This window comes from Acinetobacter sp. Res13-Abat-PEC15-P4-01, from assembly GCF_015676285.1.
Taxonomy (GTDB): domain Bacteria; phylum Pseudomonadota; class Gammaproteobacteria; order Pseudomonadales; family Moraxellaceae; genus Acinetobacter; species Acinetobacter nematophilus.
The window spans coordinates 272,055-297,930 of the sequence record NZ_JADAIN010000050.1 but is presented as its reverse complement, the minus strand read 5'-3'; the positions used below and the strand labels follow the sequence as shown (position 1 = coordinate 297,930).

Annotated in this window: 19 protein-coding genes and 1 pseudogene; 13 read left to right on the top strand and 7 right to left on the bottom strand. The window is 34.6% G+C overall.

Going from position 1 to position 25,876, the window contains the following annotated elements:
• Nucleotides 1–735 precede the first annotated feature (735 nt).
• The 7 genes and pseudogenes from IMO47_RS18405 (at nt 736) to IMO47_RS18370 (ending at nt 9,537) form a co-directional block, all read left to right on the top strand.
• Nucleotides 736–1,755, top strand: coding sequence for a hypothetical protein (locus IMO47_RS18405; RefSeq protein ID WP_196075170.1), 1,020 nt, complete (start codon nt 736–738; stop codon nt 1,753–1,755).
• Nucleotides 1,755–3,407, top strand: a complete 1,653-nt coding sequence (locus IMO47_RS18400) for a serine protease (RefSeq protein WP_196075171.1) — start codon at nt 1,755–1,757, stop codon at nt 3,405–3,407. Before IMO47_RS18405 ends, IMO47_RS18400 begins: the two co-directional genes overlap by 1 nt.
• Nucleotides 3,408–3,595: 188 nt before the next feature.
• Complete coding sequence (locus IMO47_RS18395) at nt 3,596–6,736, top strand: TIR domain-containing protein (protein WP_196075172.1); 3,141 nt, start codon at nt 3,596–3,598, stop codon at nt 6,734–6,736.
• A gap of 410 nt (nt 6,737–7,146) precedes the next feature.
• The gene (locus IMO47_RS18390; protein ID WP_196075173.1) at nt 7,147–7,767 is read left to right on the top strand and encodes a hypothetical protein; all 621 of its coding nucleotides are present in this window, start codon (nt 7,147–7,149) and stop codon (nt 7,765–7,767) included.
• Nucleotides 7,768–7,786: 19 nt separating this feature from the next.
• Nucleotides 7,787–8,668, top strand: a complete 882-nt coding sequence (locus IMO47_RS18385) for a hypothetical protein (protein ID WP_196077954.1) — start codon at nt 7,787–7,789, stop codon at nt 8,666–8,668.
• A gap of 322 nt (nt 8,669–8,990) precedes the next feature.
• A pseudogene (locus tag IMO47_RS18375) lies at nt 8,991–9,278 on the top strand (hypothetical protein).
• A gap of 4 nt (nt 9,279–9,282) precedes the next feature.
• Nucleotides 9,283–9,537 carry a hypothetical protein gene (locus IMO47_RS18370; protein WP_227552369.1) on the top strand — a complete coding sequence of 85 codons (255 nt, stop codon included), beginning with the start codon at nt 9,283–9,285 and terminating at the stop codon, nt 9,535–9,537.
• A 609-nt stretch (nt 9,538–10,146) separates the two neighbouring features.
• On the opposite strand, the gene IMO47_RS18365 is transcribed toward IMO47_RS18370, so the two are convergent.
• Nucleotides 10,147–11,046, bottom strand: a complete 900-nt coding sequence (locus IMO47_RS18365) for a LysR family transcriptional regulator (RefSeq protein WP_196077543.1) — start codon at nt 11,044–11,046, stop codon at nt 10,147–10,149.
• Nucleotides 11,047–11,145: 99 nt separating this feature from the next.
• Here IMO47_RS18365 and IMO47_RS18360 point away from each other — a divergent pair, with 99 nt between their 5' ends.
• On the top strand, nt 11,146–11,586 hold the full coding sequence (locus tag IMO47_RS18360) for a CidA/LrgA family protein (protein WP_196077542.1): 441 nt from the start codon (nt 11,146–11,148) through the stop codon (nt 11,584–11,586).
• Nucleotides 11,586–12,281, top strand: coding sequence for an LrgB family protein (locus tag IMO47_RS18355; RefSeq protein ID WP_196077541.1), 696 nt, complete (start codon nt 11,586–11,588; stop codon nt 12,279–12,281). The genes IMO47_RS18360 and IMO47_RS18355 overlap by 1 nt, the downstream gene beginning before the upstream one ends.
• A gap of 46 nt (nt 12,282–12,327) precedes the next feature.
• Here the strand turns inward: IMO47_RS18355 and IMO47_RS18350 are convergent, their stop codons facing one another.
• On the bottom strand, nt 12,328–13,491 hold the full coding sequence (locus tag IMO47_RS18350; protein ID WP_196077540.1) for an MFS transporter: 1,164 nt from the start codon (nt 13,489–13,491) through the stop codon (nt 12,328–12,330).
• 384 nt (nt 13,492–13,875) lie between these two features.
• Between IMO47_RS18350 and IMO47_RS18345 the strand changes: the two genes are divergently transcribed.
• Both IMO47_RS18345 and IMO47_RS18340 read left to right on the top strand, forming a co-directional pair.
• Entirely contained in the window at nt 13,876–15,492 is a 1,617-nt protein-coding gene (locus IMO47_RS18345) for a hypothetical protein (RefSeq protein ID WP_196077539.1), read from the top strand.
• Nucleotides 15,493–16,047: 555 nt separating this feature from the next.
• On the top strand, nt 16,048–16,281 hold the full coding sequence (locus IMO47_RS18340; protein ID WP_196077538.1) for a DUF2171 domain-containing protein: 234 nt from the start codon (nt 16,048–16,050) through the stop codon (nt 16,279–16,281).
• A 207-nt stretch (nt 16,282–16,488) separates the two neighbouring features.
• On the opposite strand, the gene IMO47_RS18335 is transcribed toward IMO47_RS18340, so the two are convergent.
• Both IMO47_RS18335 and IMO47_RS18330 read right to left on the bottom strand, forming a co-directional pair.
• Nucleotides 16,489–17,388 (bottom strand): DMT family transporter, encoded by a 900-nt coding sequence (locus tag IMO47_RS18335; protein WP_196077537.1) that lies wholly within the window; start codon nt 17,386–17,388, stop codon nt 16,489–16,491.
• Nucleotides 17,389–17,535: 147 nt separating this feature from the next.
• Nucleotides 17,536–18,306: an alpha/beta fold hydrolase gene (locus IMO47_RS18330; protein WP_196077536.1), complete on the bottom strand. Its 771-nt coding sequence runs from the start codon at nt 18,304–18,306 to the stop codon at nt 17,536–17,538.
• 339 nt (nt 18,307–18,645) lie between these two features.
• Between IMO47_RS18330 and IMO47_RS18325 the strand changes: the two genes are divergently transcribed.
• Together IMO47_RS18325 and IMO47_RS18320 are read left to right on the top strand one after the other, a co-directional pair.
• A complete protein-coding gene (locus IMO47_RS18325; RefSeq protein ID WP_196077535.1) occupies nt 18,646–19,851 on the top strand; it encodes an amino acid aminotransferase in 1,206 nt (401 codons plus the stop codon).
• A 345-nt stretch (nt 19,852–20,196) separates the two neighbouring features.
• A complete protein-coding gene (locus IMO47_RS18320; protein ID WP_196077534.1) occupies nt 20,197–21,768 on the top strand; it encodes an ATP-binding cassette domain-containing protein in 1,572 nt (523 codons plus the stop codon).
• A 793-nt stretch (nt 21,769–22,561) separates the two neighbouring features.
• On the opposite strand, the gene IMO47_RS18315 is transcribed toward IMO47_RS18320, so the two are convergent.
• The 3 genes from IMO47_RS18315 to IMO47_RS18305 form a co-directional block, all read right to left on the bottom strand.
• Entirely contained in the window at nt 22,562–23,899 is a 1,338-nt protein-coding gene (locus IMO47_RS18315; protein ID WP_196081034.1) for a serine hydrolase, read from the bottom strand.
• Between the two features lie 309 nt (nt 23,900–24,208).
• On the bottom strand, nt 24,209–24,517 hold the full coding sequence (locus IMO47_RS18310; protein ID WP_196075013.1) for an I78 family peptidase inhibitor: 309 nt from the start codon (nt 24,515–24,517) through the stop codon (nt 24,209–24,211).
• A gap of 160 nt (nt 24,518–24,677) precedes the next feature.
• Nucleotides 24,678–25,787, bottom strand: coding sequence for an S-(hydroxymethyl)glutathione dehydrogenase/class III alcohol dehydrogenase (locus IMO47_RS18305; RefSeq protein WP_196075012.1), 1,110 nt, complete (start codon nt 25,785–25,787; stop codon nt 24,678–24,680).
• Between the last annotated feature and the right edge of the window lie 89 nt (nt 25,788–25,876).

The following is a 25,876-nucleotide window of genomic DNA, read 5'->3' as shown; positions in this document are numbered from 1 at the left end:
TATGCGATATTTACCTCATGTACCCAGACATTGAGGTCATAGCCACACAGACTTGCGTAGGCTCGACTGATACGCAAGTCGAGTAGCGATCTGATTTCTGCATAACTTATATTATTTTACTTGGAATACTCAGCAACGTGAATTTCTACAATCATAATTCACGTTGCTGAGCTGTGGCAACAACAGTGTTGTGTAGGCTACAGTCTTGGATATCTTATTTAACTTATGTTTACCTAAAATCTAGTTCATAAGTAAAATTAAAATAAATTATCTAAATTCAAGTTCTTAAAATATTTTTTGTTAAATTCTAAAAAATTAAGTTCATGAAGTGGGAGATATGTGTTGTTCTAGAATAGTTTATTACCATTAAAAGCCAAAAGATGTTGAAAATTGCATTTTGAATTCAAAAATCACAACCGAGAAATCAATAAAAGAAGAATTGGAATTAAGCATATATTTGGCAAGCTCAAAAAATTTATGATCTTTGCTGGCTTTATCTAAACCGAGGTAAATGACTAGGGTTGAGATTTAATTTAAATGGAGTTGAGCAAAATGATTTGAAAGAGGTCTAAGGATAATAAAGAAGAAGTTTATAGGTTCGTAAATAATTTAAAAAACTAGGTTTTTTGCTAATGAATATTTATGTTGCAAAAGATTGCACTTTAAATTTATTATCAATAATAAGGCTAAAATATCCAAAGAAATAATTAAAAATTATTACCTGGAGAGAGATCCATGGAAAAGAAAAAAAAAGTAGCTGTAATATTCATACATGGGCTTGCAAAAAAACCTAAACCTGAGAAATTGCAAGAAATATGGTTATGGGGACTAGAACGCAATGGACCTAAACCAGAAATATTTGGGAATATTAATCCAGGAATCAATCTCCAAGATCAAGGAATACCATTATTTTTTTCATATTGGGCGGATGTGTTTTATGGCACAGACTATGAAACAGATTATAGCGATCAGTATGAAGCTACAAATGACATTATAATTAATATAGATGATTGTAATAAAGTTATTGGTGAGCTTCAATTACCACAACCTACAACACCTCGTGAGGTAAGATTTTTATCAGAGTTACAGCTTAAATTTAATTCTCAAATTTTAATTAAACAAAATATTAAATTAGATAGTCAGCCTTCAAAAGCATTAAATGCAACTATACCAGGACAGCTTGAAATAGCTTCATGGTTACCAAAAGAGGTAAAAGAATTTGTTATTCGGAAAGCAGCAATAGAAGCATATTATTATCTTTTTAATAAAGATTATAAACGCTCCGATGGGGTTAGTTTTGAAGTACGTAAAGAAATTCGTAACCGTTTTCTGAGTGATTTAAAACGAGCAAATGAAATTGCCGAAAAAATTGTGATTGTTTCTCATAGTATGGGAACTATGATTGCGTATGATGTCCTTCGTAATGTTGAAGAATGTCCTTTTGTTGATAGCTTAATTACACTTGGATCACCTCTAGGAATTAAGGAAATACAGGATGAGCTACGCTCATCTGAAGTAAAATTGGTCGATTTCCCATCAGCTAAATTAATGAATTGGATAAATGTATATGACCCATTAGATCCAATTTGTGGAGTAGATCCTAAGTTAGCTAATGAATATTTATCAGACAATAAACTTAAGATAAAAGATATTAAAGAATCAAATTGGGGCAGTTGGAGGCATACAGCAACGCATTATCTAGCTGGTGTTCAGTTCCGTAGAGCTTTAGCTGAAAGCTTAGGAGTAAAATTATAATGAACGAAGAAAAACTAACAAGACTTACGTCAGAACTACTAGAGGGTGGAGTGCCAGATTGCTTACCCGATGATTTTTCAAATATTATTCAGTATATAAATCATCTATTAGGTACTTCAAACAGTCCTCCTGTCGAGAAAATTAGAAAAGCATTAATAGCTTTGAATAATCATAGACTATTCAAAGTAGCAAAAGAGTTAGCCTATAGTTGGCGTTCAAAGTTTGGATTAGATCTGCTTGTTGAAAAAAGCTACATAACCGCTTTAATAGAATTAGGTGATTTAGATGAGGCTGAGCAATCCCTCGCAAAAGTTATACCTCTTGCAACCTCCTTAAATACCCAACAAGCAAAAATAGAATTAGGAGAATATAAGGGACAGCAGGCAAGAATAGCGAAGCAGAGATATGTTTTATTTGATGATATTGACTCATTGGATAAGGCAATTGAATTGTATGCACTAAGATATCGTAACAATTCTAGGCCATATTATCATGGTATTAATATCGTAGCTTTAGTTGCTATTCAGGAGCGTCTTGATATAGGTCTAGAAATTGCTGATGACCTGAAATTACCGAAATTAGCAGAAGATATCCTTAGTGATGTTCTGAATAGGGTAATGAAAGGTGATGACAGCCAATGGCTCTTTGCAACTGCTTCCGAAGCATATTTAGCTCTTAATAAATGTGATTTAGCCGAACTTTGGTTATATCGGTTTTTACAGCATACATTAACTAGACCTTTTCATATCGAAAGTTACTCTCGCCAATTAAGAGAAATTTGGCATGGTAATGCATTACGTAACACAAGTTGTGCAGATAAACTAAGTCGTATAATTGACCAATATGTCATGAGAACTCAGAAGAGATGGTCCATTTCAACGGAAATGTTAAAAACAGTGCATATTGACCCAAATTCTTTAGAGAAAAACTTCTCTGGGGAGCGGACATTTACGGTAAATATGATAAGAAAAATGTTAGAGAAATGTGCAAGCATAGGGTGTGTAACTGACAAGTCTGGACATAGAGTAGGTACTGGTTTTCTAGTTAGTGCTCAGAGTCTCAATTTAGGTATCAATCAAGAGCTAGTTTTTGTAACTAACTCTCATGTAATCAGTGACAGTATTGCTGGAGCCGTTTCTCCCTCTGATGCTTGGATAACATTTGAACTTGAGTGTGTTGTAAAGGGACAGCCTATATCACATAAAGTTCTTCCACCAGTTATGTTTACTTCGCCTCCTGGTAATTTGGGAGTTACCTCTGGTGAAATGTTAGATGTTACAGTAGTAAAATTGAAAACTTGGCCAAAAGGTGGCCTGCCACTTTCTGTAAATGACAACTTACCAATACCTTCGCCAAGAACAAAAGTATTTATAGTAGGGCATCCTTCTGGTGATGCGCTTCAATTATCTTTACATGACACTGAATTATTAGATATTTGTGATGAAGAAAGATTATTACATTATCGTACTCCAACCGAACCTGGTAGTTCAGGTAGTCCAGTTTTTAATATGAATTGGGAGGTAGTTGCACTTCATCATGCTGGTTCATCTGTTATGCCTCAGTTACATGGAAAAGGAGAGTATGAAGCCAATGAGGGAATTAGTATTCGTGCTATTCGTGAAGCAATCCAGTATGCGGAACACCTCCGATAGCTTTTGTTAGAAGAGTGATATACGGTTTTTAGTTCAGCATATTCAGTAAATACTCTGGAATTTAAAGTAAGTTATCACTGACTCATAACATTCGATTGCTAAAAGTCCCTATAACTACTGAAATCAATTTGCATTCAGAATAATAATACTTTTAAAAACAAAATGTTATTTTTAGGAGGATTTATGTTATGCCTAATTTAGCAAATTCTCACCTATTTGATGCCTTTCTAAGCTATTCAACACGTGGTGACTATTTTATTGCACGACGATTAGAAGCCTTTCTAGAAAGCTTTCATTCAAGAGTTAATAATGGAGAAAAAAAACTACCTCCATTAAGAATTTGTAGAGATGGTAGTGATTTTCGTCAGTGGTTACCTGTTCAGATTAAGAATGAAGATGGGGTATGGCAAAGGATTGAACAGTCTTTACAAATATCAAATAAGCTTATCGTAATTTGCTCCCCGGAATCAGCTAAATCAGCATGGGTAAATCGCGAAGTTGAATGGATGTTAAGAAATCGTGGTTCCCAATCAATACTGTTAGTTATTTCGCAAACGAAAAGCTCAGACGAAACAAATTTAGCTGACATTATACCCAAAGCAGCAATCGGTGCAGGTCTTCATGTCAATCAGATTTGGTACGATATACGGCAATGGCGAGGAACACTCGGTGCTCGTGTTCGGGATGCAGAGGATGAGCTGGTCCGTTTAGCATTAGATTTATTAGAAATACCGCAAGATACTAGTGCAGATATTGCTGCTCTTTGGCAACGTGAAGATTTAAAAAGAAAACGTAAACTTCTAAAATGGAGTATCGTTGCAGCTATAGCAGTTAGTTTAGGTGCAAGTGGAACAGCTTGGCAATTTTTTGAAGCCAGTTCTAGGGCAAAAGAATCTAAAGCTGCGTCCTTAGTACATATTGCAGAAGCATCTTCTGAACACTCACCGCTTATAGCAGCGTTAATATTTAATGAGGTCGATGCTAAAAATGCTCCACCAAATGCTCTAAATGTTGGATTAGAGCTCACCAATAATGAGTTACCATTATCTCGCTTACGAGGTCATCGCCATGCAATTATTACTGCAGCGACTACAAAAAGCGGGCAAATAGTAACTATTGATAATCATGGGGGGATCTTTCGGGCACAAAAAAATGATATAGGGATAAACGAAGAATTAGTATCTGCTGGCTCGAAAATAGTTAAAGCTGCAACAATTAACCAAGATGGTAGTTTAATAAATTTGGCATATGATGATGGTAAAGTTCATCAAATTACTTTGAAATCTAAAAGTGCTGTTGCCATATTCGGTCAGCATTGTGACGTTGGTTTTGATGATATAAAGCACCTGCTATCTGTAGAAGACGGTCAAGAAATATTAATTACAGGAGACAAATCACAGGTTTATTGGTGCCTTTTGAACTCCGCTACAAAGACCAAAGCAGAGATTATCCCTCTTGACTCACAAGTGATAGCAGCTTGGAAAGATACTATTTATCCTGAGAAGTGGATTTTAATTACAGATATAGGGACTATTTGGCATATTACTATAGCTAATGGTAAGGCTCACCAAATAAAAGTAGATAAAAAAAATTCGTTTTTATTCAAAAATGATCGTGTAAATATCGCAACAGGCGGAAAAGAAGGTCTTTTAGCTCTTCAATCAGGTAACTCACTGTTTATTGGAAAATGGAATGAATATAGAGCTGAATATCAATTTAAAAGGATTCCATTAACTCATCCAGTCCATACAATGTCTTTCTCACCTGATGGATCCTTATTAGGCCTTTCTCAACTTGATGGCAATGTACGTCTTTTTCATACGAAAACTCATGCTGATCCAATTTTATTAGACCATACTATTTTATTTTATCGTCAAAGATTTTCGGCAACAGATGTGGAATCATTAAAAGTTACACAAATTGCTTGGTCACCTGATAACCAAGTATTAGCTACTTTACAAGAGGGTTTAGGAATACGTTTATGGAATTCACCCTTTTCTCATACCTCTGAACCTATTTTATTAAAAGGTCATGAAGGAGCAGAAAAGTTAATCTGGTCCTTGTCTGGGGAACAATTGATGTCATTAGGGAATGATGGGGAAACATATATTTGGCACCGTAAATCATGGAAAACTTCTTGGCAAACCTTTATAAGCTATAAGCTATATGCTAGTGCATTCGATGCTGATACTTCCACGCTTGCTATAGCGACTGGTGATAATAAATTACTTATTTACCCTAAAGGTAAGCTTGATCAAACACCTCAATTAATTGAATCAGCAAATAATTGCTCGCAAAATGATATCAATGGCTATCCTATAATGTTGAATTTTGATTCTAAAAATAAAGCGTTATGGTGGACTAATAATAATGGGGATGTACAACTAATACGACAAAACAATAATAAAGGCTTTGATCAAGTATTGAATTTTTGTTCTGGAGCCACGCATGCTGTGTACAATTCATATTTAAACGGTATTATCATATTAGATTCAAAAAATAGACTAAATATCATTACCACTAAAGGTGCTCGCTTATTAGATAAAAATCCTCTACCAATAAAACCTACGGCCGTAGCCGTTTCTGAAAATGGTCATTGGATATCAATTGGTCTATCAAATGGTCAAATAATAAGATGGGATCTTACAAATGGCAAACGTATCACATGGCATCCTCATAATGATGAAGTTCTTTGTTTAGCTATAGATTCCAATAGTGGCTTAGTTTTAAGTGGATCAATGGATGGGACTATTGCTTGGTCTCGTGATGGGAAAAAGCTACAGATGTGGAAAGAAGATGGGAAATGGATTGAGCAATGTACTATAAAAAATGGGGTTGCTCTTTATGCTTCATCTAGTGGGCGTCTATGGCTTATTGAAAAGATAGGTGAAACAAAAAGAAAAGCTTTTAGAACAGAAGTAGGAATCGCACAGATAGGTAGTATAAGTGCATGGAATATTGATATGGAACTTGGTGTAATCATTACAGGAGGATTATGGGATGGAAAATTGAAGATATGGGACCTAAATACACAACGCCTATTAGCAAGTCTATCCATTAATCAGGCTATTACAGCCTTACCTATAGACTATAAAAAACATATGCTTTATGTGATTTCTGAAAATGGTCAAATACGTTCTATTCCTCTTAGACTTACAAATTTGCAAATGCTACTAAAAAAATCAACATCAGCTACTTTGACACCAAGTGAGCGGATGAATTTTTTGAACGAATCGGAAGATACCGCCTATAAAAAATACTCCGCGTCAGAACATGAATATAGTCGAATACCTCTTCCTGCGAACTGGTATTTTAATTTACCATTTTAAAAATAATTTATTTTTATAGTAAATATAGCATGTTAATAAAATATTTTAGAAATAGAAACGTATAGTGATTAGCTTCCAGTATGTATAGTTTTAATCGGTGGTCATAATTTTCAATTACCCTCAACCTATAATATGCGAGAAACGATAGGCGATATTTGCCTCCTGTATCCAGACATTGGCTCGACTGAAGCGCAAGTAGAGTAGCGATCTGATTTCTGCATAACTTATATTATGTTACTTAACAGATGCTTGACAGCATTGTCACTTGTTACATAAGCTGTCAGGCACAGGACCAACGATTGAAATGAAGTTGCAGTCATGCAACTAAATTAGGGTGCTGCCGTAGAGATGTTATTTAACATAAAATGAAGTTATGCGACTTCAGAATGGCCTGGATTTAGTTAGGAAATATGAAAGCAATTATTGCATTACAAAAATTAGTTTTAGATCCATCATCTCAAATCGGTGATATCTTAAGACATGCATACTTAATTGCTTGTAAATTAAATTTGGATGATTTCAAAAAATGGTGTGAATTAGAATTGAATGGTTACCAATCTGTTGATGATTCTGAAATTCCTGAATATAGATATATTTTTGGTTCTTTATGTTTGAAAAATTCATTATCTGGACAAACTGCTATTTTTAATGCTGATGCAATATTTTCTGGTCAGATTATAAAGGATGGAATTTCTTTTTTTGAGGGTGCAATTAAAACTAAATCAGATAGTGTTACTCTTGAAGTAAAAAGTGACATAGATAAAATTCTTAGAGAAAGCAATCCACAATGTCAAGATAGTCATTTTATTTTTCAAATTCGAGCGAGTAAAATTCCTTTTCAAAAAGCACTAGATACAATTAAGTTTAAAATCTTAGAAATATCTTATCAGCTTGAAAAAGAGGGAATTCTTGGGGAGGAGTGGGAGTTTACTTCAACTGAAAAGGAACATATTTTAAATGTTCACTATAATATTGACACTGTAAACAACATGGCAAATCATAATATCGATTCATTTATCGATAGGAACTAAACACAGAGGTCAACTAAATATGAAAGCAGTCATTTCTTTACAAAAATTATGCTTAGATTACTCTGTAGATGTTAGTGAAATTCTTTTAAATGCTCGCTTAATTGCATCTAAACTAAAGTTAGATGATTTCAGAGAATATTGTAATTTAGAAATAGATGGATATTTTAAATCTGAAATTAAAAATATTCCTCAATACCGTTGGATTAGAGGGAGTGTTCTTGCTAGACATGGTGCTGAAACATATTCTCTTCCATGCTCATTTGATGATTCATATAAAATTTTTAAAGATAGTATTATTAAATTTGAAAATTATGGTTTTAATGATGAACAAAGATTATATATTTCTCTTGACAAACAAATTGAAGATAATATTAAAATAAATAGAAACATCCCAGATAAGTATAATTTATTCTTAGATATTCATTACTCGGATATTGAGAATGCGTTATATTCTGTTAGGTCAAAAATTTTATTTTTCAGCGAAGAGCTTGAAAGAAATAATATTTTAGGCGAGGAATGGCAATTCACAGAGCAGGAAAAGAAAATGACACAGAATATTAATTACAATATTAGTAATGTTGGTAATATGGCTAACCATAATGACAACTCAATAATTAATCAAACATCAACCAATACACTACAAATTATAAAAGGTGATTTTAATTCCTTAGCTTCTAATTTAAGAAGTCATGGCATTCAAGAAACTGATATCCAAGAGCTGCAAACTATTATCGATGTTACTCCTTTACCCCAATCACCAAGCGAATATAGTTCTGATCTAAAGGGTTGGATGGCAAAAATGATTGGTAAGTCTATTGATGGTACTTGGCAGGTTGCTGTAGGTGCTGCAGGTAGTCTTCTTGCTACAGGCCTTCAACAGTATTTTGGAATTCTAGGCTAACATAAAAGAGTCTACGCTCTCTAATGGTGGACTCTAGTCTTAAATTTAAGACTTTTAATAAAATTCACATTTTATTTGGGAATAATTACATTCTTACTTGCACCAACTTTAATAAAATCAATACTTTGTTCAATTAAAATATGAACAAGTTTACTATCTCTAATTGGCTGTTGTCCTTTCTGAATAAGTATTTTATTCAATTCAACAGCCTTCTTTCACAAGGCTTCTTGCTCTTGATCATTCAGGCGAACGTTTTGAACCAGTATTAAATCTCCATAGTTCACATGTGGACGTGTTTCCAATAATACTTGCATTTGCATGCATGTTTGCAAAGTCTCGAATTGGACTGGAAATTAACATTAAGAGCATAATTACCTTTAAAAATAATTTTGATTTTATACAAGCTGCTTTTAATAAAGTTGATGAAATTGTTGCTCAATATGGCCATCCATGTTTAGACATTTGTTGTCCTGCTGAATCTACAGAAAGATGCCTTGAACATTTGGCAGTAGTTGCAAGTGATTAGTCGTATGACTATTCACTCATTGATGCTCACTTAGAAACCTATAAAAAAGCGAATGCTGAAATTTGTGAATATTTAGGAGAGTAGGGTGATGGACAAGGCATGTGAACTAATTAATAAAATCAAAGACTTTAATAAAAATATTCATCAACTGACAGAAGTCTATGAACACTCTAATTCCATCATGAATGAAATTGTTCTAGCTGCTACATACTCAGAAATTGATCTTTGTATTTGCCAAAACCTTAAAGATTATTTGAATGGTGTTGTTCAGAACAAATTGAACCATTGTCAGCAGCTCATCATTAAAGAACAGATACAACCACAGGACAATTCAGTCATTTAAACACGGTACATACAACTTAGTAAAGTTCTCAAACCCCAATTTATAATATGCGGGGAAACGATTGACAAATCTGTATCATGTACCCAAACATAGACATCATAGCCACGCAGATTTACGTAGGCTTGGATTAATACGTAAGTCGAGTAGCGTGATTTCTGCATAACGAATATTATGTTACTTAGGATAGTCGTCAACGTGAATTAAAATTATTGGTATTCACGTTGACGATCTGTGGCAACAATAGCGTTGTGTAGCCACAGCCTTTGGTATCTTATTTAACATAATATACATTATGCGAAATTATATTGATTAACAATTTGATATATATAGTTTTTTTTAAAAAATATCTATCTACTAAAGTGTTTTATGTGGTCGTGTTCATGAGCTTCAAATTTCTCAGGCAACACCAACTGCTGACACATCCAACAAAATTTATACTTGGACTCTATTTTTTTCATCAACCTAACAGCCGAATCTTCAGGACGATTAAGTAAAAATAAATAAATTTGATTTAATTCTTTTAATGTAAATTCCATACCTCACCTAAGAAATTTGTTTCAACCAAAGGAAAATTGCTGCCTCGTATCATCTACGCGAAAAGATGCCCCATTAAAAATGGATTTTATCCCGATTCATTTCAACAATATTCAACCATGCTTTCGTTGCCGGACTCATCGCTACAGTAATATTCCAAGCCATACTCAGTGTCCAATGTAATTTAGGTTCATTGAGGATTGCTGAACAAAACTTTTCTGAATCTAACTGATCACAATAGATTTTAGGTAAAATTGCGATCCCCATATTGAATTCTACCATTTTGGTAATAAAGTCCCATTGACTGCTTTTACAAACCACTTTGGGTTCAAAACCTACAGAGTTTGCAGCCTGAATAATCATTTTATTTAAGGTAAATGAATCCGCATAAAGTAAAAATTTTTCTTCTTTAAGTTCATTTAGATGAACAGTATTTCTTTGATTCCAATGAGAATTTTTCTTAGCCAATAAACACATTGGTGAATCTATAACAGGAATTGCCGCAAAACTTGGTCTCAAATTTCCCAGTAAAATGCCGACATCAATACTTTTCGCTGCAATTGCTTCTTCAATTCCATTGGCGCCAACTTCAAGAAATTTGAGTTGAATATCTGGGTAATTTTGGTGAAATAAAGCAATTAATGGACTGAGCAATACTGAACCTAATGGTGGTAAACCTATGGTTAATTTACCTTTTTTTAACTCTTGAACTTGATCAATATTATCGAATATCTGTTTTTGTTCATTTAAGATATTTAATGCATGTTGATAGACTAATTCTCCAATATAGGTGAGCACAACTTCCCTTTTTCTGCCCGCTTCACCCTTTTTAAACAATGCTGTTCCAAGTTCTTCTTCTAAATGTTTGATTGATTTACTAATGGTGGGTTGAGTCATAAACAATCTGTCGGCTGCAAGCGTAAAGCTTTCACAATTGACAATTTCCACAAAGATTTTAAGGTTTTTAATATCCACAAATTATTCCAATTCAGCATAATTATGGTTTAATTATTCATAATATGCAGCAATCTTTGCAACTAAAATAACACATCTTTTTAAAATATCAGCTTATAAATGTCTACGTATACGCAACACCATTCATTATCATCAATTTACAAAGTCATCTTACAGATTGGACTTTTGATCTTGATTTGGTGGATGGGTTCCATCATTCAAAAACAATTTAATCTACCGATCTCTGCCGCTGTGATTGGTTTGTTTATGGTTTTGATTGGACTCATGACAGGTATGTTTAAATTGAGTTGGATCAAATCTGGTTCAGATTTTATACTCGGTGAATTGGTATTATTTTTTATCCCATGTTTTATCGGTTTAATGAGATACAAAGACTTATTTATGACTGAGGGATGGCAACTTATTGTCGTCGTGGTATTGGGCACAATCTGTGTGATGGTCTTCACTGCATATAGTGTTCATCTTGGCTTTAAGTTAGAGAAAAAACTCAGCCAACGCACTGCTGTTAAAACAACACAAGTCGTACATGGAGAAAAATAATGTCTATTATTTCAATATTTTGTTTTATAATAACATTGCTTGCCTATGTACTGGTTAAACGACTTTATCAAAAGTTTCCTTATCTTGTTCTATCACCTGCAATTCTGGTTCCTACTGTTTTAATTGCAATTTTACTGACAACCCATATTTCTTATGATGCCTATATGCGGGACAGTCAATGGATCATATGGATGCTTGGACCTGCGACAGTGGCTTTTGCAATTCCCATTTTTGAATATCGAAAAATCATCAAAGCGCATATCATCTCGATTTCTATGGGTGTAATCATCGGTATGCTTGCAGGAATGCTCAGCGCTTTTTATCTAGCCAAGTTATTTAACTTCGATCAAACCACAACATATAGTTTAATGGCCCGTTCGATTTCCACACCCTTTGCCATGGAGCTGAGTACTCATATTGGAGGTTCAGTTGAACTGGTAATTCTATTTACCATGATCACTGGAGTCACAGGTATGCTCATTGGGGATGTGGTTTTAGGTTGTTTAAGACTTAAATCAAGTTTCGCACAAGGCGCTTCTTTGGGAAATGCAGCGCATGGATTTGGAGCCAGTAAAGCATATATGCGCCATAAAGATGAAGGTGTTATCGCAAGTTTAACCATGGTGTTAGCTGGTATTTTTATGGTATTGGTTGGACCGTTTATGGTTCACATAATCGTACATTTACTTGGCTAGCATTTTAAGAGAAATGGATTCCTCTCATGGATAAAAGGGATCCATTTTACTTTGATACTGCTTGCAAAGTTTTGGGTAAGTATTGAATCAACAATAATCCGAGCAATGCTGACAGCCCTGCAATGATAAAAACATATTCACCTGTCAATTGTTCCCAATAATGTCCAGCGAGAATACTTCCTGAGGCAACGCCAAGTCCCCAGATTGTGCTATATACAGCCTGCCCTCTGCCTTGTTGCTGTGCAGCAAAGTTTTGTAGAATGACTCGCATTGCGATGATATGAAATAGCCCAAAGCTGAATGCATGAAAACTTTGTGAAATGAATTGAAGTAAGAAACTTTCGGAAAATAGACCAGCGAATACAAAACGAATACTGGTCATGACCAAACATAAAGCCACTAAACTTCGCCATGAAAAGCGAGTGAGAAAAAAATTGGCGTAATTAAACATGATAATTTCAGCAATAACACCAACAGCCCACAAAAAGCCAATTTGTGTGGTATTAAATCCTGCGAGTTTTAAGTAATTACTGTAAAAGCTGTAGAATGGTGCTTGCGCAAAAAGCATAATGAATTCAATTGTAAAGAATGCGAGCACAACAGGTCTTTTAATTATAGGCCATACAGGGTCCAATATTTTTTGTGCACTTGGAGCAGAATTCGGTTCTTTAATTGAAAATGACCAAATAAAAGCACTAAAAGCGATACATAACAGCATGATAGGTAAATATTTAACATCAATAACGTCAAGAATTGCCCCTATACTGAATACACCTACGATAAACCCAATAGACCCCCACTTTCTTATTTTCCCATACTCTGCCGTGTGTTTATTTCCCAGCCAAAATAAAGTCACTCCTTCGAATTGTGCAAGAATTGCATTTTGAAAAAAGCTAAAAATCAGCATAAGCAATGCAATGGATTGCATATTGTTGGGAATAATGAAAATCAGCAACCAAATTGTCGCTTCCATCCAGGTTGCAATACGAACTAAAAGCATTCGCTTCCCTGTCTTATCGGCAATAAATCCCCAGATAAAAGGTGCAAATATTCGTGTTAATATCGCAATGGAAGACAATAAGCCTATTTCTTTGTAACTAAACCCTTGATCTTGAAGATATAAACTCCAATATGGTAAAAAAGTACCGACAATTGAATAATACCAAAAGTAAAATCCACTCAGTCTGTATTGAATAGGAAAAGCGCGCATATGTTTAGATTGCTATCTATTTTCAATATCTTAGCACAATCTAGTTTTGGCAAATTCAGTTAATGCTGTTCTTTTTGTAGATCCATATTGTCTGGAGCCTGCAATCCAAAATTAGCTGTTCAATGAGCATTCTCTCATCTTTTATCAACCAGCTTAAAGATCAATTGAAGTATGGGTACATGAATCATAGAATAAAAAACAGGGAAAATAGTGAATGCCATTGAGAATATCAGAATCAAATATGAATCAATGCGGTCATACCGTTTTTCTTAAAAACAAAATAACAAACATTTTTTACACCTGAGTCACTTAAATTTTTTTACATTACTGTTTTGTTTAATATGAATATATGAAAAGCCTTGAATAATTGGAGTCATAATAAAAATGATGAGCATTGAATCTAGCCCAAAGAAAGGCAGTGTGTGCCAGACATGTTTAAGAAATTTCTTCGTCCACTTTAGACGTCCTTATAAGATTGGCGAGCCTGTTGCAGCAGACTACAATGGTGAATTTGGTTTTGATTGGATTCGTGATGAGTATATATATCCATTAACTATTATCGATGCTGATGAAAATAAAAAAGATACTGTAATCAAAGATTATGATGCTGTTGTGCGACGCATACTTAACAGACAATTCGATGGTGGTAGAAGTGTATTTATTAATGAAGGACTTTATTTACCTGCTTGGCTATCCATTTTTGCAACAAATTGTCCAGGAACATTAGGCAGTGATCAAATCAATCGTCAAGGTGCCAATCTCGATATAGAGATTCATCAAAGTCCAGATGATGATAATAGTGCTTTGACTGATGATGGCACTATTTTAGTTTTTAAATCTTCAAATCCATGTCTAAAAATTTCAACTTTTGAAAAAAATCAACAGTCTCAAATAGTCGAAGAACCACTGGCTAATTTTATCAATTCAGGTCGAACCTCAGAACAGTTGGCAACACAAAAACGTTTTTCTTATAAAAAGAAAAAAGCCATTAATATTATTTGTTCTGGAGGTGCATTGAGCCAAAATGAATATATTCTGGTACAAGCAAAAAAGTCTGGAACAATAAAAGATGTTGGTATGCTTTTAGTTGCCAAGAATAAAGAAATTTTTGTGATTAAATTAATTATGGTTGATGTCAAAGTAAATGGAAAAATTCTAGAAAAGCCGAAAAACTATGAATGGGAATTAAAAAATAGGATATTTAACCAATGTTTAATGATTGCAGATGTGGTTAAAAAAGAAGTATTTGATTTAGATCGACTTGCTAAAACTGATTCCGAAGTTCGTGCATTTGTAAAAAAATGGTGGTCAACTAAAATCAAAATTGAAGATGAAACTAAAATTGGAGATAAAAAGCAGCAATATGTTCCAGTGAATGAATTTCATAAAAAAAATACAAAAAATGGAGAAGTCACTTATTTGGTTGAGGACAATAGTGAAAAATTCAAAGCTGAATTATTGAAGTTATATGAGACAAAAAACTTTAAATTATTGCCTATAAATTCAACCTACGAGTCCCACAGATATGTATTTTTTGCACCGATCGCAATGAGATATGAGCCTATTTATGAAAAGGTTTATGATCCTGTCCTCAAGAAAGATGTTATGACAATGGTTGAACCAGGATCAGTTATTGAAGGATCAGCAAGTTTTGAGGCTGATACTCGACTTTATAAACGGGAACCTGAAACAGAGCCGCTGTACAGAACAAAGGATATAGAATGGGGGAAATCTGTCGTTATATACGCTGATGCTCCACCCTACATGGATGTGATGGCGCATGAATTAAGCCACACATTAGGCTTATTACATACTTTTCAAGATTATGAAATGAAATTTCATAAAGGTTTTACGGACAATATTATGGATTATTCCAATACTGAAGATAAACGGGTTTCAAAATTTAATACCTATCAAACCATTTTTAGAAAAATTCAAGCAGATCAAATTACAACCCATCTGTTTACCCCGTCCAAACTATTTAAAAAATCGCCTTATTGAAGCTAAAAAGTTAGCTATTCAATATAGACTATCGAATATTCTTTAGAAATTATTTTTTGAGACTGGTAGTTTGATCAATTTTTTATTTTATTGAACATCTACCTGTATCTTGCAATATTTCCACTCAATAAGAGGCGTGTAAAAGTTTATGTGGCGAAATGTGAACTGGTGTCTAATTGAGTAAATGATATATGGATTAACAGCTTAAACTCCAACTTCATCTCACATTTATTGTCATTCTCAGCTGTAAAACCTCACTTTATTGTCTTAATTTCACAGCACAAGACCACTTTAGTGCTTCAATTAAAATGAAGTTTAGTTTTGTCAAAACTTCGACAAAAGTGTTAATATTTATAAAAATAACCAATAAAAACAATATACTAGTCAAGATAAATAATGTCATGTTTTTTATTTCAAGACATTACCATGTATCTATTTTTAAACCTTAGGTAAGTGTTTAGATGGTCTTGTAGTGTTTCCTTTTCATTTCGAGACTGACAGAAATCTTTAAGCTATGGTGAATACTCAAATCACATTTCAATAGGAAAGAATCAAATGACTTCTATCAATGTTGAGAGTATTAAAAATCATGCTGATGTTATCGCTGCGTGCGGAACTAAAGTCGGTGAAGTAGACCATCTCGTAGGTACAGATCAAATTAAGCTGACTAAACATGGAGATGGACATCATCATCTCATCCCAACCTCATGGGTGGGGCAAATCCAAGATCAAAAAATTATTCTGACCAAAGACTCTCAAGAAGTAAAAGATACTTGGGTAGAGGTTTAGGAGAACGGTATAAAGTTCTGTATAGTTAGGTATTTAATTAAAATATCTAACTATATGATCTACCCCCATAAAGTTGGACGGTTTGATTAAGCAAGTTTTAAGGGCTGAGTTCTGAAATCTACAGGGCTTAGTCCTTGTTAATTTAACCATGATTCCATCATGGCTGTAATAGTGAATGTAATCTTCCACAGGTACACCCTTTTCAATTTAATTTTTTATATTGGTCAGTAAAACACCGCTAAAACTCAAGATGCCTCCAATGAGCATTGACAGTGTGATTGGTTCATTTAGAAGCAGAAATGCCAGCAAAACAGCAAATAAAGGAACGAGATTGTTAAAGATGATTGTTCTCGATGTGCCTATTTTTGAGATGCCTTGTGCATACCAAACAAATGCCAATACCGTTCCTAAAGCCCCTAAATATAGAATACTCAGATAAGTACGAGCATGAAACGTAAATATTTGCCATGTCTGTATTTCAGCTATAAAACCTATCAGCAAGAAAACTAGTCCCCAAAGTGTTGAATAGGTTGTCATGATCAGTGGTGATAAACCTGTAGTTTTTTTACACAGTAGTGTGTATGCAACCCAACTGAGTACAGCACAACTCATCATTAATTCACCAGTTCCAAAAGAAGCATTCAACTGGGAAAAAATATGACCTTTGGTTACAACCAGCAGAGTTCCAAAAAATGCGAGAATAACACCCCAATAGTTAAGCGTAGAAAGTTTTTCTCTGAAAAGAACTCGTGCTGCAATAATGGTCAATATAGGTGAAAGGCTGACAAATAAAGCTGTTCGTCCTGCTTCCATATATGATAAAGCGCCAAAGAAAAAAATGTTATATGTACATACGCCTGTTAGCCCCATACTTGCAGTGAGTAAATGTTGCTTAAAATTGATCTTTTTAAATGATCCTTCGACTTTTATCAAAATTGCGACCAATAAAACCGAGGCAACGATAAAACGCATCAAAGCGGCAATTTGAGCGGGTACTTCAGAGACAGTCAAACGTCCTGCGATAAAGGTTCCTCCCCATAATACCGCTACACAGGTCAGTTTTAAATAAATTACAAAATCTGACCATACGAGTTGTTTTGAGTTCATGTGCAATGTTCAATTCAAATAAGCATTTTTGAATATTAGAACTAATAGTAAATCATGGCATAATGAGTATTTACTCATTATGCTAAGCACAATGATTCATGAAGGCAGATAAAAGAAGTGCAATAGAAAAGATGAAATTTTGTCTGATCATTTCTCAATAAAGGCTGAAATCAATTGATTTACTTCAGCAGGTTTTTCTGCATGCAACCAATGACCAGCCTCTTGTATGATTTCAACCTGACTGTGACTAAATTGTGATTGGATTGCATTAAAATGCGCCGGCTTTGAAATATAGGGAGAATTTCCACCTTTAATAAATAACGCAGGAACTGTATTTACGGGCTGATTTTGCCAATCTAAAATATCAGCATAATGATTAAATAATGCTTGCACATTGAACAGCCACTTCCCTTTATTGAAAGATTTCAATAAAAATTGAATAACCATTTCTTCTTCTAAATATTCGCGCATAAGTTCAGTGGCTTCTTTTCTTGACTCCAATTGCGCATTTTCAACGGCAAATAATGCTTTAAAAATTTGATCATGGTGATGTTCTTGATATGCAAAAGGTGTCATATCTAAAACTATCATTTTCAACATACGGTCCTGTGCAAGTTTCGCAAGTTTCATTGCAATTTTGCCACCCATTGAGTGACCGACAGTCACAAAAGTGTCAATATTGAGGTGGTCAAGTGTTTCCAAGACATCAGATGCCATGAATGTATAGTTCATTTCTGTTGAATGTTCGGAATGTCCATGGTTACGCACATCGAGTTGCAATATATTGAATTTTTCTTGAAAGGCACGGGCAATAATACCCAAATTACTTAAACTGCCAAACAAACCGTGAATCAAAACGAGTGTTTGTTGATTTTCAGTTGTAGATTGAACTTGATCGTATTGATAATTGAGTAACATTGAATCATCCGGAAATTTAGTATCTTGCCTTGCACTATCATGACAAGAACATAAATACAGAACAATTGTTTTATGTTCAGCTGAGAACAAGATGACTTAAAAAAGCAGATCATATTTTAAAATATTTTGTGCCTGGCATTCACCACCATAAATTACTTATTTTTGACCTAGCTTGTGTCTTGACGGCAAATTCAGTGCTAAATATAAACAAATAAAACTCATCTGCATCTAAAGTTGAATAAATAATAAAAAATAAACTTCATTCTGCTGTTGAGTCCGACTTGGAATTACCTATATGATCAGACACGAATATCTTCGTTTGATTTAGGACTTAAAACCATGTTCCAACATGTAGATCCTTATGCAGGTGATCCAATTCTTTCTTTAATGGAAGCCTTTGGTAAGGATGAACGGACACACAAAGTAAATTTAAGTATTGGTCTTTATTATAATGAGGACACTATCGTTCCTCAGTTAGATGCTGTAAAAGCGGCATTAAAGAATATTGAACCAAACAATAATCAGGTAAAGCTTTATTTACCGATGGATGGTTCGAAGTCTTATAATGAAGCAACCCAAAAATTAGTCTTGGGCGAAGACAGCCAAGCACGTAAAGATGGTCGTGCAGTCACTATTCAAACATTGGGTGGTTCTGGCGCGCTTAAAGTGGGTGCGGATTTTCTAAAAAAATATTTCCCTGAATCTGATGTTTGGGTCAGCCAACCGACCTGGGAAAACCATATTGCAATTTTCAATGGCGCAGGAATCAACTCGCATTTCTATCGTTATTTTGATGCTGCAAGCAATGGTGTTGACATCGAAGGCATGCTGGAAGATTTACAAAAAATTCCGGCAAAAGGTATAGTCCTTCTGCATCCGTGTTGCCATAACCCAACAGGCGCAGATTTAACTCCTGCTGAATGGGATCGTGTTATTGAAGTGTTGAAAGCACGTGATTTAATTCCATTCCTTGATATTGCCTATCAAGGTTTTGGTCAAGGTTTAGAAGAAGATGCTTATGCAATTCGCGCTTTGGATAAATCTGGATTAAATTTCATTGTCAGCAATTCATTCTCTAAAATCTTCTCGCTCTACGGTGAACGTGTTGGGGGGTTGACATTTATTTGTGACGATAGAGATACAGCACAGAAAGTTTTAGGTCAGCTTAAAGCCACTGTACGCCGTATTTACTCAAGCCCACCAACTACTGGCGCATTGGTTGTCGATAATGTATTGAATAATCCAACGCTGACTGAACAATGGCATGCTGAACTTAAAGAAATGCGTGAACGTATTATTCAAATGCGCGAACTATTGAAAGCAAAATTATCTGCTGCACTACCTGATCGCAATTTTGATTATCTCACAGCTCAACAAGGTATGTTCAGCTACACGGGTTTAACTGCTGAACAAGTGGATATCCTGAAAAATCAATATGCAATTTACTTGGTTCGAAGCGGTCGTATGTGTGCTGCAGGTTTAAACTTAAAAAATATTGATTATGTTGCAAGTTCTGTTGCAGAAGTGATTAAAGCAACGTCTTAATTTAAGGGTCAATGCACTGAGTCTGAAAATAAATCTCTGGTTTTTTAAAAAGCTGGGGATTTATTTCCAGCCTTCAGATGTAGTCATTTTGCATTGGCAGGTTGACATCTTGCTTTAATTTTATAAAATAGCTTTTCTAAATCCTGCTTTGAAAGAGTAACGCCAATGAAGTAAGTCATTTTCTCATCATTATTATTTTTAATTTTTGATGTGCAAAATAGATTCTACTCAAGGCAAAACTTATCTTTTGGTGCTAATACCACATTCACGATAAATAGAATAACTCCGTTATTTATAGCTTTATTTCATACTATTTTGCGCATCCTCAATATGAGGGTTCATACCATGCAACAGGCATGTATTATTTCCAATCTGAGTTTGGCATTCCCTGCTCAAACCATGTTTGATCAATTTAATTTTGTGCTTTATTCAGGTCAAACTTCAGCTTTAATTGGACGAAATGGTTTAGGTAAATCATTACTTTTTCAAATTTTACATTTACAGCGTCTTTCAAATATAGCGTATAGCGGTCAGATTTCGTGGCATATACAATATGACTACCTAGCACAATTACAACGTCTGGATACAGAAACTATTGCGCAAGCATTAGAAGTTGATGAGTTATATCATGCTTTTCAGCGTATTGAAGACAATAATGCCAGTTTTGAAGATTATGATCTGGTTGAAAATGCCTGGGATCTGCCACAGAAATGGCAGCAAATTTTGCAAAATGCACAATTACCCCTAGATTTAAATTATCCAATACAGCAATTGAGTGAAGGACAAAAAACCAAACTCGCCTTATGTCGTTTATTCTTAAAACCAGATCATTATTTGTTGTTAGATGAACCGAGTAATCATCTAGACGAGCAATCCAGACACTGGTTAATCGAATCAATCTTGGCCCATCCTGCCGGTGTGTGCTTGATTAGCCATGATCGACAATTGCTTGATCAAGTTCAGCATATTTATGCATTGACAGAATTGGGACTGCAACATGTTCATGGCAATTATACGGACTACTTCGAACTGCATCAGCAACATGTCAATGCCTTAACCCAGTCGATTCAACAAGAAAAACGTGAATTGAAACAGTTAAAACAACAGCAACATGCAAGTTTAATGAAAGCTCAGAAGCGTCAGCGTAAAGGCATACAACTGCGTGACTCAAACTCTCAAGCTAAGATTTTACTCGATTTTAAAAAGGAGCAAGCAGGACAAAGTTTTGGAAAATTACGTACTCAACAACTTCGTCAAATAGATCAATCGCAACGTGATTTACAAGACAAGCAAATCACTTTAGAAAAAATTAAACCACAAAAGTTTGACTTTCAATTGACCAGCAATCGACATGGTGAGATTTTGCGAATCAATCATTTAATATTGCCCTATGCATCGACACAAAAAATCAAACTGTCGCTGCGAGCAGGTGAAAAGCTTCAGCTTAAAGGTGCAAATGGAATAGGCAAATCAACCTTGTTAAAAATGATTGAACATCATCAAAATCATGACATCTTCGTGAATGGTGACTGTCTATATCTCGATCAGAACTTCAGTGTGTTAAAGGATGATCTCAGTGTAATAGAAAACCTAGCCATGTTTAATCCTGATATTTCAGAAGTTGAATGGCGAAAACTCTTGGGTCAATTGCGTATTCGCCGTGAAAAAGCACTGTTAAAATTGGCACAATTAAGTGGTGGTGAAAAGCTTAAAGTCGCATTATTAGCGATCAGCCATACAGCCAGAAGTATTGATTTACTTTTATTGGATGAACCTGAAAATCATTTGGATATCGAATCCAGAGCACTTCTTGCACAAGCGATTGCGCAGTTTCAGGGTGCAGTCATTTTGGTTTCACATGATGAATCCTTTGTTGAACAATGTGGAATAGAAACATCCTATTTACTTGATTCATGAGTTTTGGTTTTGAATCAGTAATTGGCAGATACAAAACGTTGATAAATTCTCCGCCAATGGCTTTTGCCATATGGCGGAATAGATTCAAGATATTTTAAATAATGTGCAAAAGCCAATTTAAAATTTGAAGTCGAGTTTCAAGTACATTGCACCAGATAAGCACTTACCTGTGATTGATCACACCAAAAGACATGACAAATTCAATTACTTACTAAATATACTTCTCCATTCCCCATATCTGGAAGGTCGCTATCAAAAGGCTATATATCTCGTATCAACACCAATACCCTCTTTATTAAAACATAGTGGTAACACAGAACTGTCTCTTATAGAATTTTTCTGAGATTAAATCTTTGAGGCATAAATTCATTGTTTTTGATTTTAATTGTCTCAAATATTTTTTTTCTCTTGAATATAATCAAATCTCATCTGAATCTATAATAATTCCCAAATGACCATCCATTGCAAATAAAACAGGTGAACTTTCAAGTTGATGGTATTTTTCTGTGTAATCTAAATCGATAATTTTACGTTCATCCTGAGACAGCCATAAAATTTGATCACCTTATACTTCACCCTAGGAAAAAAAGGCAGTTATATTTTCATCTATACAAATTGCAGACAAGACAGGAGCTCTAAAACCGATTTTTTGACCAATTCAAGTTTCATAAAATCACGCTTTGTTGATATTTTTTGTAATTTAATTAAGAACATGATTATTAAGTATGCATCTAATTGATAAGTAATATATCAAAATAAAAGGATGCATTGATCTTTCGAATATAAAATCTGACTATTTCCCTGAATTACTTTCGCTTTGATTGAGAAGTTCAAAACATAATTTATCAATATTTTTCGTTTTAGGATGAAAAGCAGAAAGATTGGATAAAACAATCACAGCAGTCTGATCTTTAGCATTAACAACCATAGATGATGAATAACCTCCTGTTCCTCCATTATGCCAGATTAAATCACTACCATTCGGTGATTTCAACAAATGCCAAGCTAAACCAATCTTCATATCTTGATTGATCTCAAAAGTCGGTATCCGGGTCAAAGCCAGTTCAGTATTTTTAGGGTCGAATTGCGCCATGGCAAAGTTTGCCAAATCTGATGTTGTAGATAATATGCCTCCCGCCCCGAATAAAACATCAAAATCCCAATTAGAAACAGTTTTTCCATCAGGATTTTGTCCTTTAACCAACTTATCTCCAAGATTATTTGAGCTTACAAATGAATTTTTCATTTGATATTGATCAAAAATTTTCTGCTGTAAAAGTGCCTGAAAACCGGTTCCTTGTGATTGTCCAAGTGTATAACCGAGTAATCCTGCTCCTAAGTTTGAATAAGCATATTTTTTTTGCGCTGTATTTTTGACTGCTAAGGAATCTTGAAGATATTGCTCAATCTGACTTTTCCCATAATTTTTATACGGATTATTTTCATCGCTTAGATCTATATTTTTAGGTAATCGCGCTAACCCAGAGGTGTGATTGGCTAAGTCGATAAAGTTCAGTTGAATATTATTTTTAAATTTTAAAGATGGATAAAATGAATTTATTTTATCCGTTAATTTAATTTGTCTTTCTTCCACAAGTGAGGCGAGCACTGTAGAGGTAAAAACTTTGGTAATAGAACCTATTTCAAATACTTTATTTTGATTTTCAATCTCTTGGAGTTTGTCATTGGTTTTAATTACACCATAATATTTGACTTTATCCTTTTCAATGATTGCAATCGAAAGCTGAGTATTATTCGGAAAATTTTGGGTATTGCTAAAGATAATATCTGAAATCTCTTTAGGGCATGTGTTCAGTACATTAGCCGTATTGCTTTTGATCTCTTTTAGCATGTCATTCGCTTTAAAAAGTAGTCCATTGATGTGATTTTGATGATCAAGCGAAATTTTGACAGTTAACTCCATTTTTTCAAACTTGGTTTTATAAAGTGCATAGCCGTCCTGCTGATCATTGAGAAACGCTTTGCTTTCAATTTTTCCCGCCTTGGCTTTCAATCCTGAAAAAAACTGTTGGTTTTTTTCCAACGGCAGCGCTTGTTGCATTTCAGCAGAATAATCATTAAAAATTTTCTCATACTGATCGGCATTATAGTTGTTTATAAGATTGTCCATGACAATTTTATAGTTTTCATTTTGTGCAAATATTGAAATTGAAGTCAAAATTAACAATAAGGTTAAAATAAGTCTCTTCATAGTGAGGAATAATAATAGTGAATATTTAGAGAGATGTTTATTAAAACATACTAAATAATGATTTCAAATCAAGAGATCTATTAATTTAATAAAAATTTTTAATTTTAATCATGATTATTATATATAATTATTTCATGTGAATTAAATAATATATTTTATTTAATAAATATCAACATGGTTGAATAATACAATATTTACTCAACCATAGCGCTATTTTAAATTTTGCGATTACCCACAACTTGCTTGAGTAATTTTTTTAGTCACTGGATCGACAGTAACTGTCACACGTTCTACACGATAATCCATTGTTACACCTTGATTTGGAGCAACTTTACGAACTATTGTGGCTTGTGTAAGCTGTTTAATTTTAGCTTCAGACATATCATTTTGACCAATCAATTGCGTCGCACGTTCAGCAATACAGGTGCTTTGCATATTTTGTGCTGATTGATCTTGCACAGCATTGGTCTGAATTGAAGAGCATGCAGAAATTGCTAAACTTGCAATACCCAAACCTATAATAGCGATATTTTTCATAAAGTGATCACTCTGAGTTGTTTGAATTAAAGGCATAACATAACAAAAAAAGATAAGTTTAGAATATTTTTATATAAAACTCATACATTTATCATGCAAATAAAAACCAGTAATACATCACGTATTACTGGTTTTTTTATTCAAAGTTATGGTTTTGTGCTTAGAAGTTAATTACGGTACGAATTGATTTTCCATCATGCATTAAATCAAATGCTTCATTAATATGATCCAAACCCATGGTATGCGTAACAAATGGTGCAAGTTGAATATCACCTTTCATTGCATCTTCTACCATGCCAGGCAATTGCGAACGACCTTTTACACCACCAAATGCCGTACCTTTCCAAGTACGTCCTGTCACCAATTGGAAAGGACGGGTGGAGATTTCTTGACCTGCACCTGCAACACCGATAATCACAGATTGCCCCCAACCACGGTGAGCACACTCCAGCGCAGAGCGCATCACGTTGACATTTCCAATACATTCAAACGAGTGGTCCACGCCCCAACCAGTCATTTCAACAATCACTTCCTGAACTGGTCTGTCATAGTCTTTGGGATTAACAAAATCAGTTGCGCCAAATTCTTCTGCAAGTTTAAATTTTTCGGGATTGGTATCAATCACGATGATACGCCCAGCTTTGGCCTGGCGTGCACCTTGTACAACGGCAAGACCAATACCTCCTAAGCCAAAAACGGCAACAGAGTCACCTGGCTGAACTTTTGCCGTGTTGTGTACGGCACCAATGCCCGTAGTTACACCACAGCCCAACAAACATACATGTTCAGGATTTGCCTCTGGATTGATTTTCGCCAAAGACACTTCTGCAACTACCGTATATTCGCTAAAGGTTGAGCATCCCATATAGTGATAAATCGGCTCTCCATTATATGAAAAACGTGTCGTTCCATCCGGCATAACACCCTTACCCTGTGTCGCACGGACTGCTGTACACAAGTTGGTTTTTCCTGATTTACAGAATAAACATTCACCACATTCGGCAGTATATAAAGGAATTACATGATCTCCTGGTTGAACTGAGGTCACACCTTCACCGACTTCGACCACAATACCAGCACCTTCATGCCCTAAAACCGCTGGAAAAACACCTTCAGGATCATCACCAGATAATGTAAACGCATCTGTATGACAAACACCTGTATGTGTAATCTTAACTAATACTTCACCTTTTTGTGGTGGGGCGACATCAATTTCTACAATCTTTAAAGGCTGTCCTGGAGCAAATGCAACTGCGGCTCGTGATTTCATCGATAAATTTCCTTATGGGTTTGCATCTTAACAGTTAGACTACAGTAACCTTTTTCACTTTACAGATTCAACCATTAACTTGATGATAT

Coding starts and splice junctions, on each gene's coding strand:
- IMO47_RS18405 (WP_196075170.1), top strand. CDS start 736: ATGGAAAAGAAAAAAAAAGTAGCTGTAATATTCATACATGGGCTTGCA.
- IMO47_RS18400 (WP_196075171.1), top strand. CDS start 1,755: ATGAACGAAGAAAAACTAACAAGACTTACGTCAGAACTACTAGAGGGT.
- IMO47_RS18395 (WP_196075172.1), top strand. CDS start 3,596: ATGCCTAATTTAGCAAATTCTCACCTATTTGATGCCTTTCTAAGCTAT.
- IMO47_RS18390 (WP_196075173.1), top strand. CDS start 7,147: ATGAAAGCAATTATTGCATTACAAAAATTAGTTTTAGATCCATCATCT.
- IMO47_RS18385 (WP_196077954.1), top strand. CDS start 7,787: ATGAAAGCAGTCATTTCTTTACAAAAATTATGCTTAGATTACTCTGTA.
- IMO47_RS18370 (WP_227552369.1), top strand. CDS start 9,283: ATGGACAAGGCATGTGAACTAATTAATAAAATCAAAGACTTTAATAAA.
- IMO47_RS18360 (WP_196077542.1), top strand. CDS start 11,146: ATGTCTACGTATACGCAACACCATTCATTATCATCAATTTACAAAGTC.
- IMO47_RS18355 (WP_196077541.1), top strand. CDS start 11,586: ATGTCTATTATTTCAATATTTTGTTTTATAATAACATTGCTTGCCTAT.
- IMO47_RS18350 (WP_196077540.1), bottom strand. CDS start 13,491: ATGCGCGCTTTTCCTATTCAATACAGACTGAGTGGATTTTACTTTTGG.
- IMO47_RS18345 (WP_196077539.1), top strand. CDS start 13,876: ATGATGAGCATTGAATCTAGCCCAAAGAAAGGCAGTGTGTGCCAGACA.
- IMO47_RS18340 (WP_196077538.1), top strand. CDS start 16,048: ATGACTTCTATCAATGTTGAGAGTATTAAAAATCATGCTGATGTTATC.
- IMO47_RS18335 (WP_196077537.1), bottom strand. CDS start 17,388: ATGAACTCAAAACAACTCGTATGGTCAGATTTTGTAATTTATTTAAAA.
- IMO47_RS18330 (WP_196077536.1), bottom strand. CDS start 18,306: ATGTTACTCAATTATCAATACGATCAAGTTCAATCTACAACTGAAAAT.
- IMO47_RS18325 (WP_196077535.1), top strand. CDS start 18,646: ATGTTCCAACATGTAGATCCTTATGCAGGTGATCCAATTCTTTCTTTA.
- IMO47_RS18320 (WP_196077534.1), top strand. CDS start 20,197: ATGCAACAGGCATGTATTATTTCCAATCTGAGTTTGGCATTCCCTGCT.
- IMO47_RS18315 (WP_196081034.1), bottom strand. CDS start 23,899: ATGGACAATCTTATAAACAACTATAATGCCGATCAGTATGAGAAAATT.
- IMO47_RS18310 (WP_196075013.1), bottom strand. CDS start 24,517: ATGAAAAATATCGCTATTATAGGTTTGGGTATTGCAAGTTTAGCAATT.
- IMO47_RS18305 (WP_196075012.1), bottom strand. CDS start 25,787: ATGAAATCACGAGCCGCAGTTGCATTTGCTCCAGGACAGCCTTTAAAG.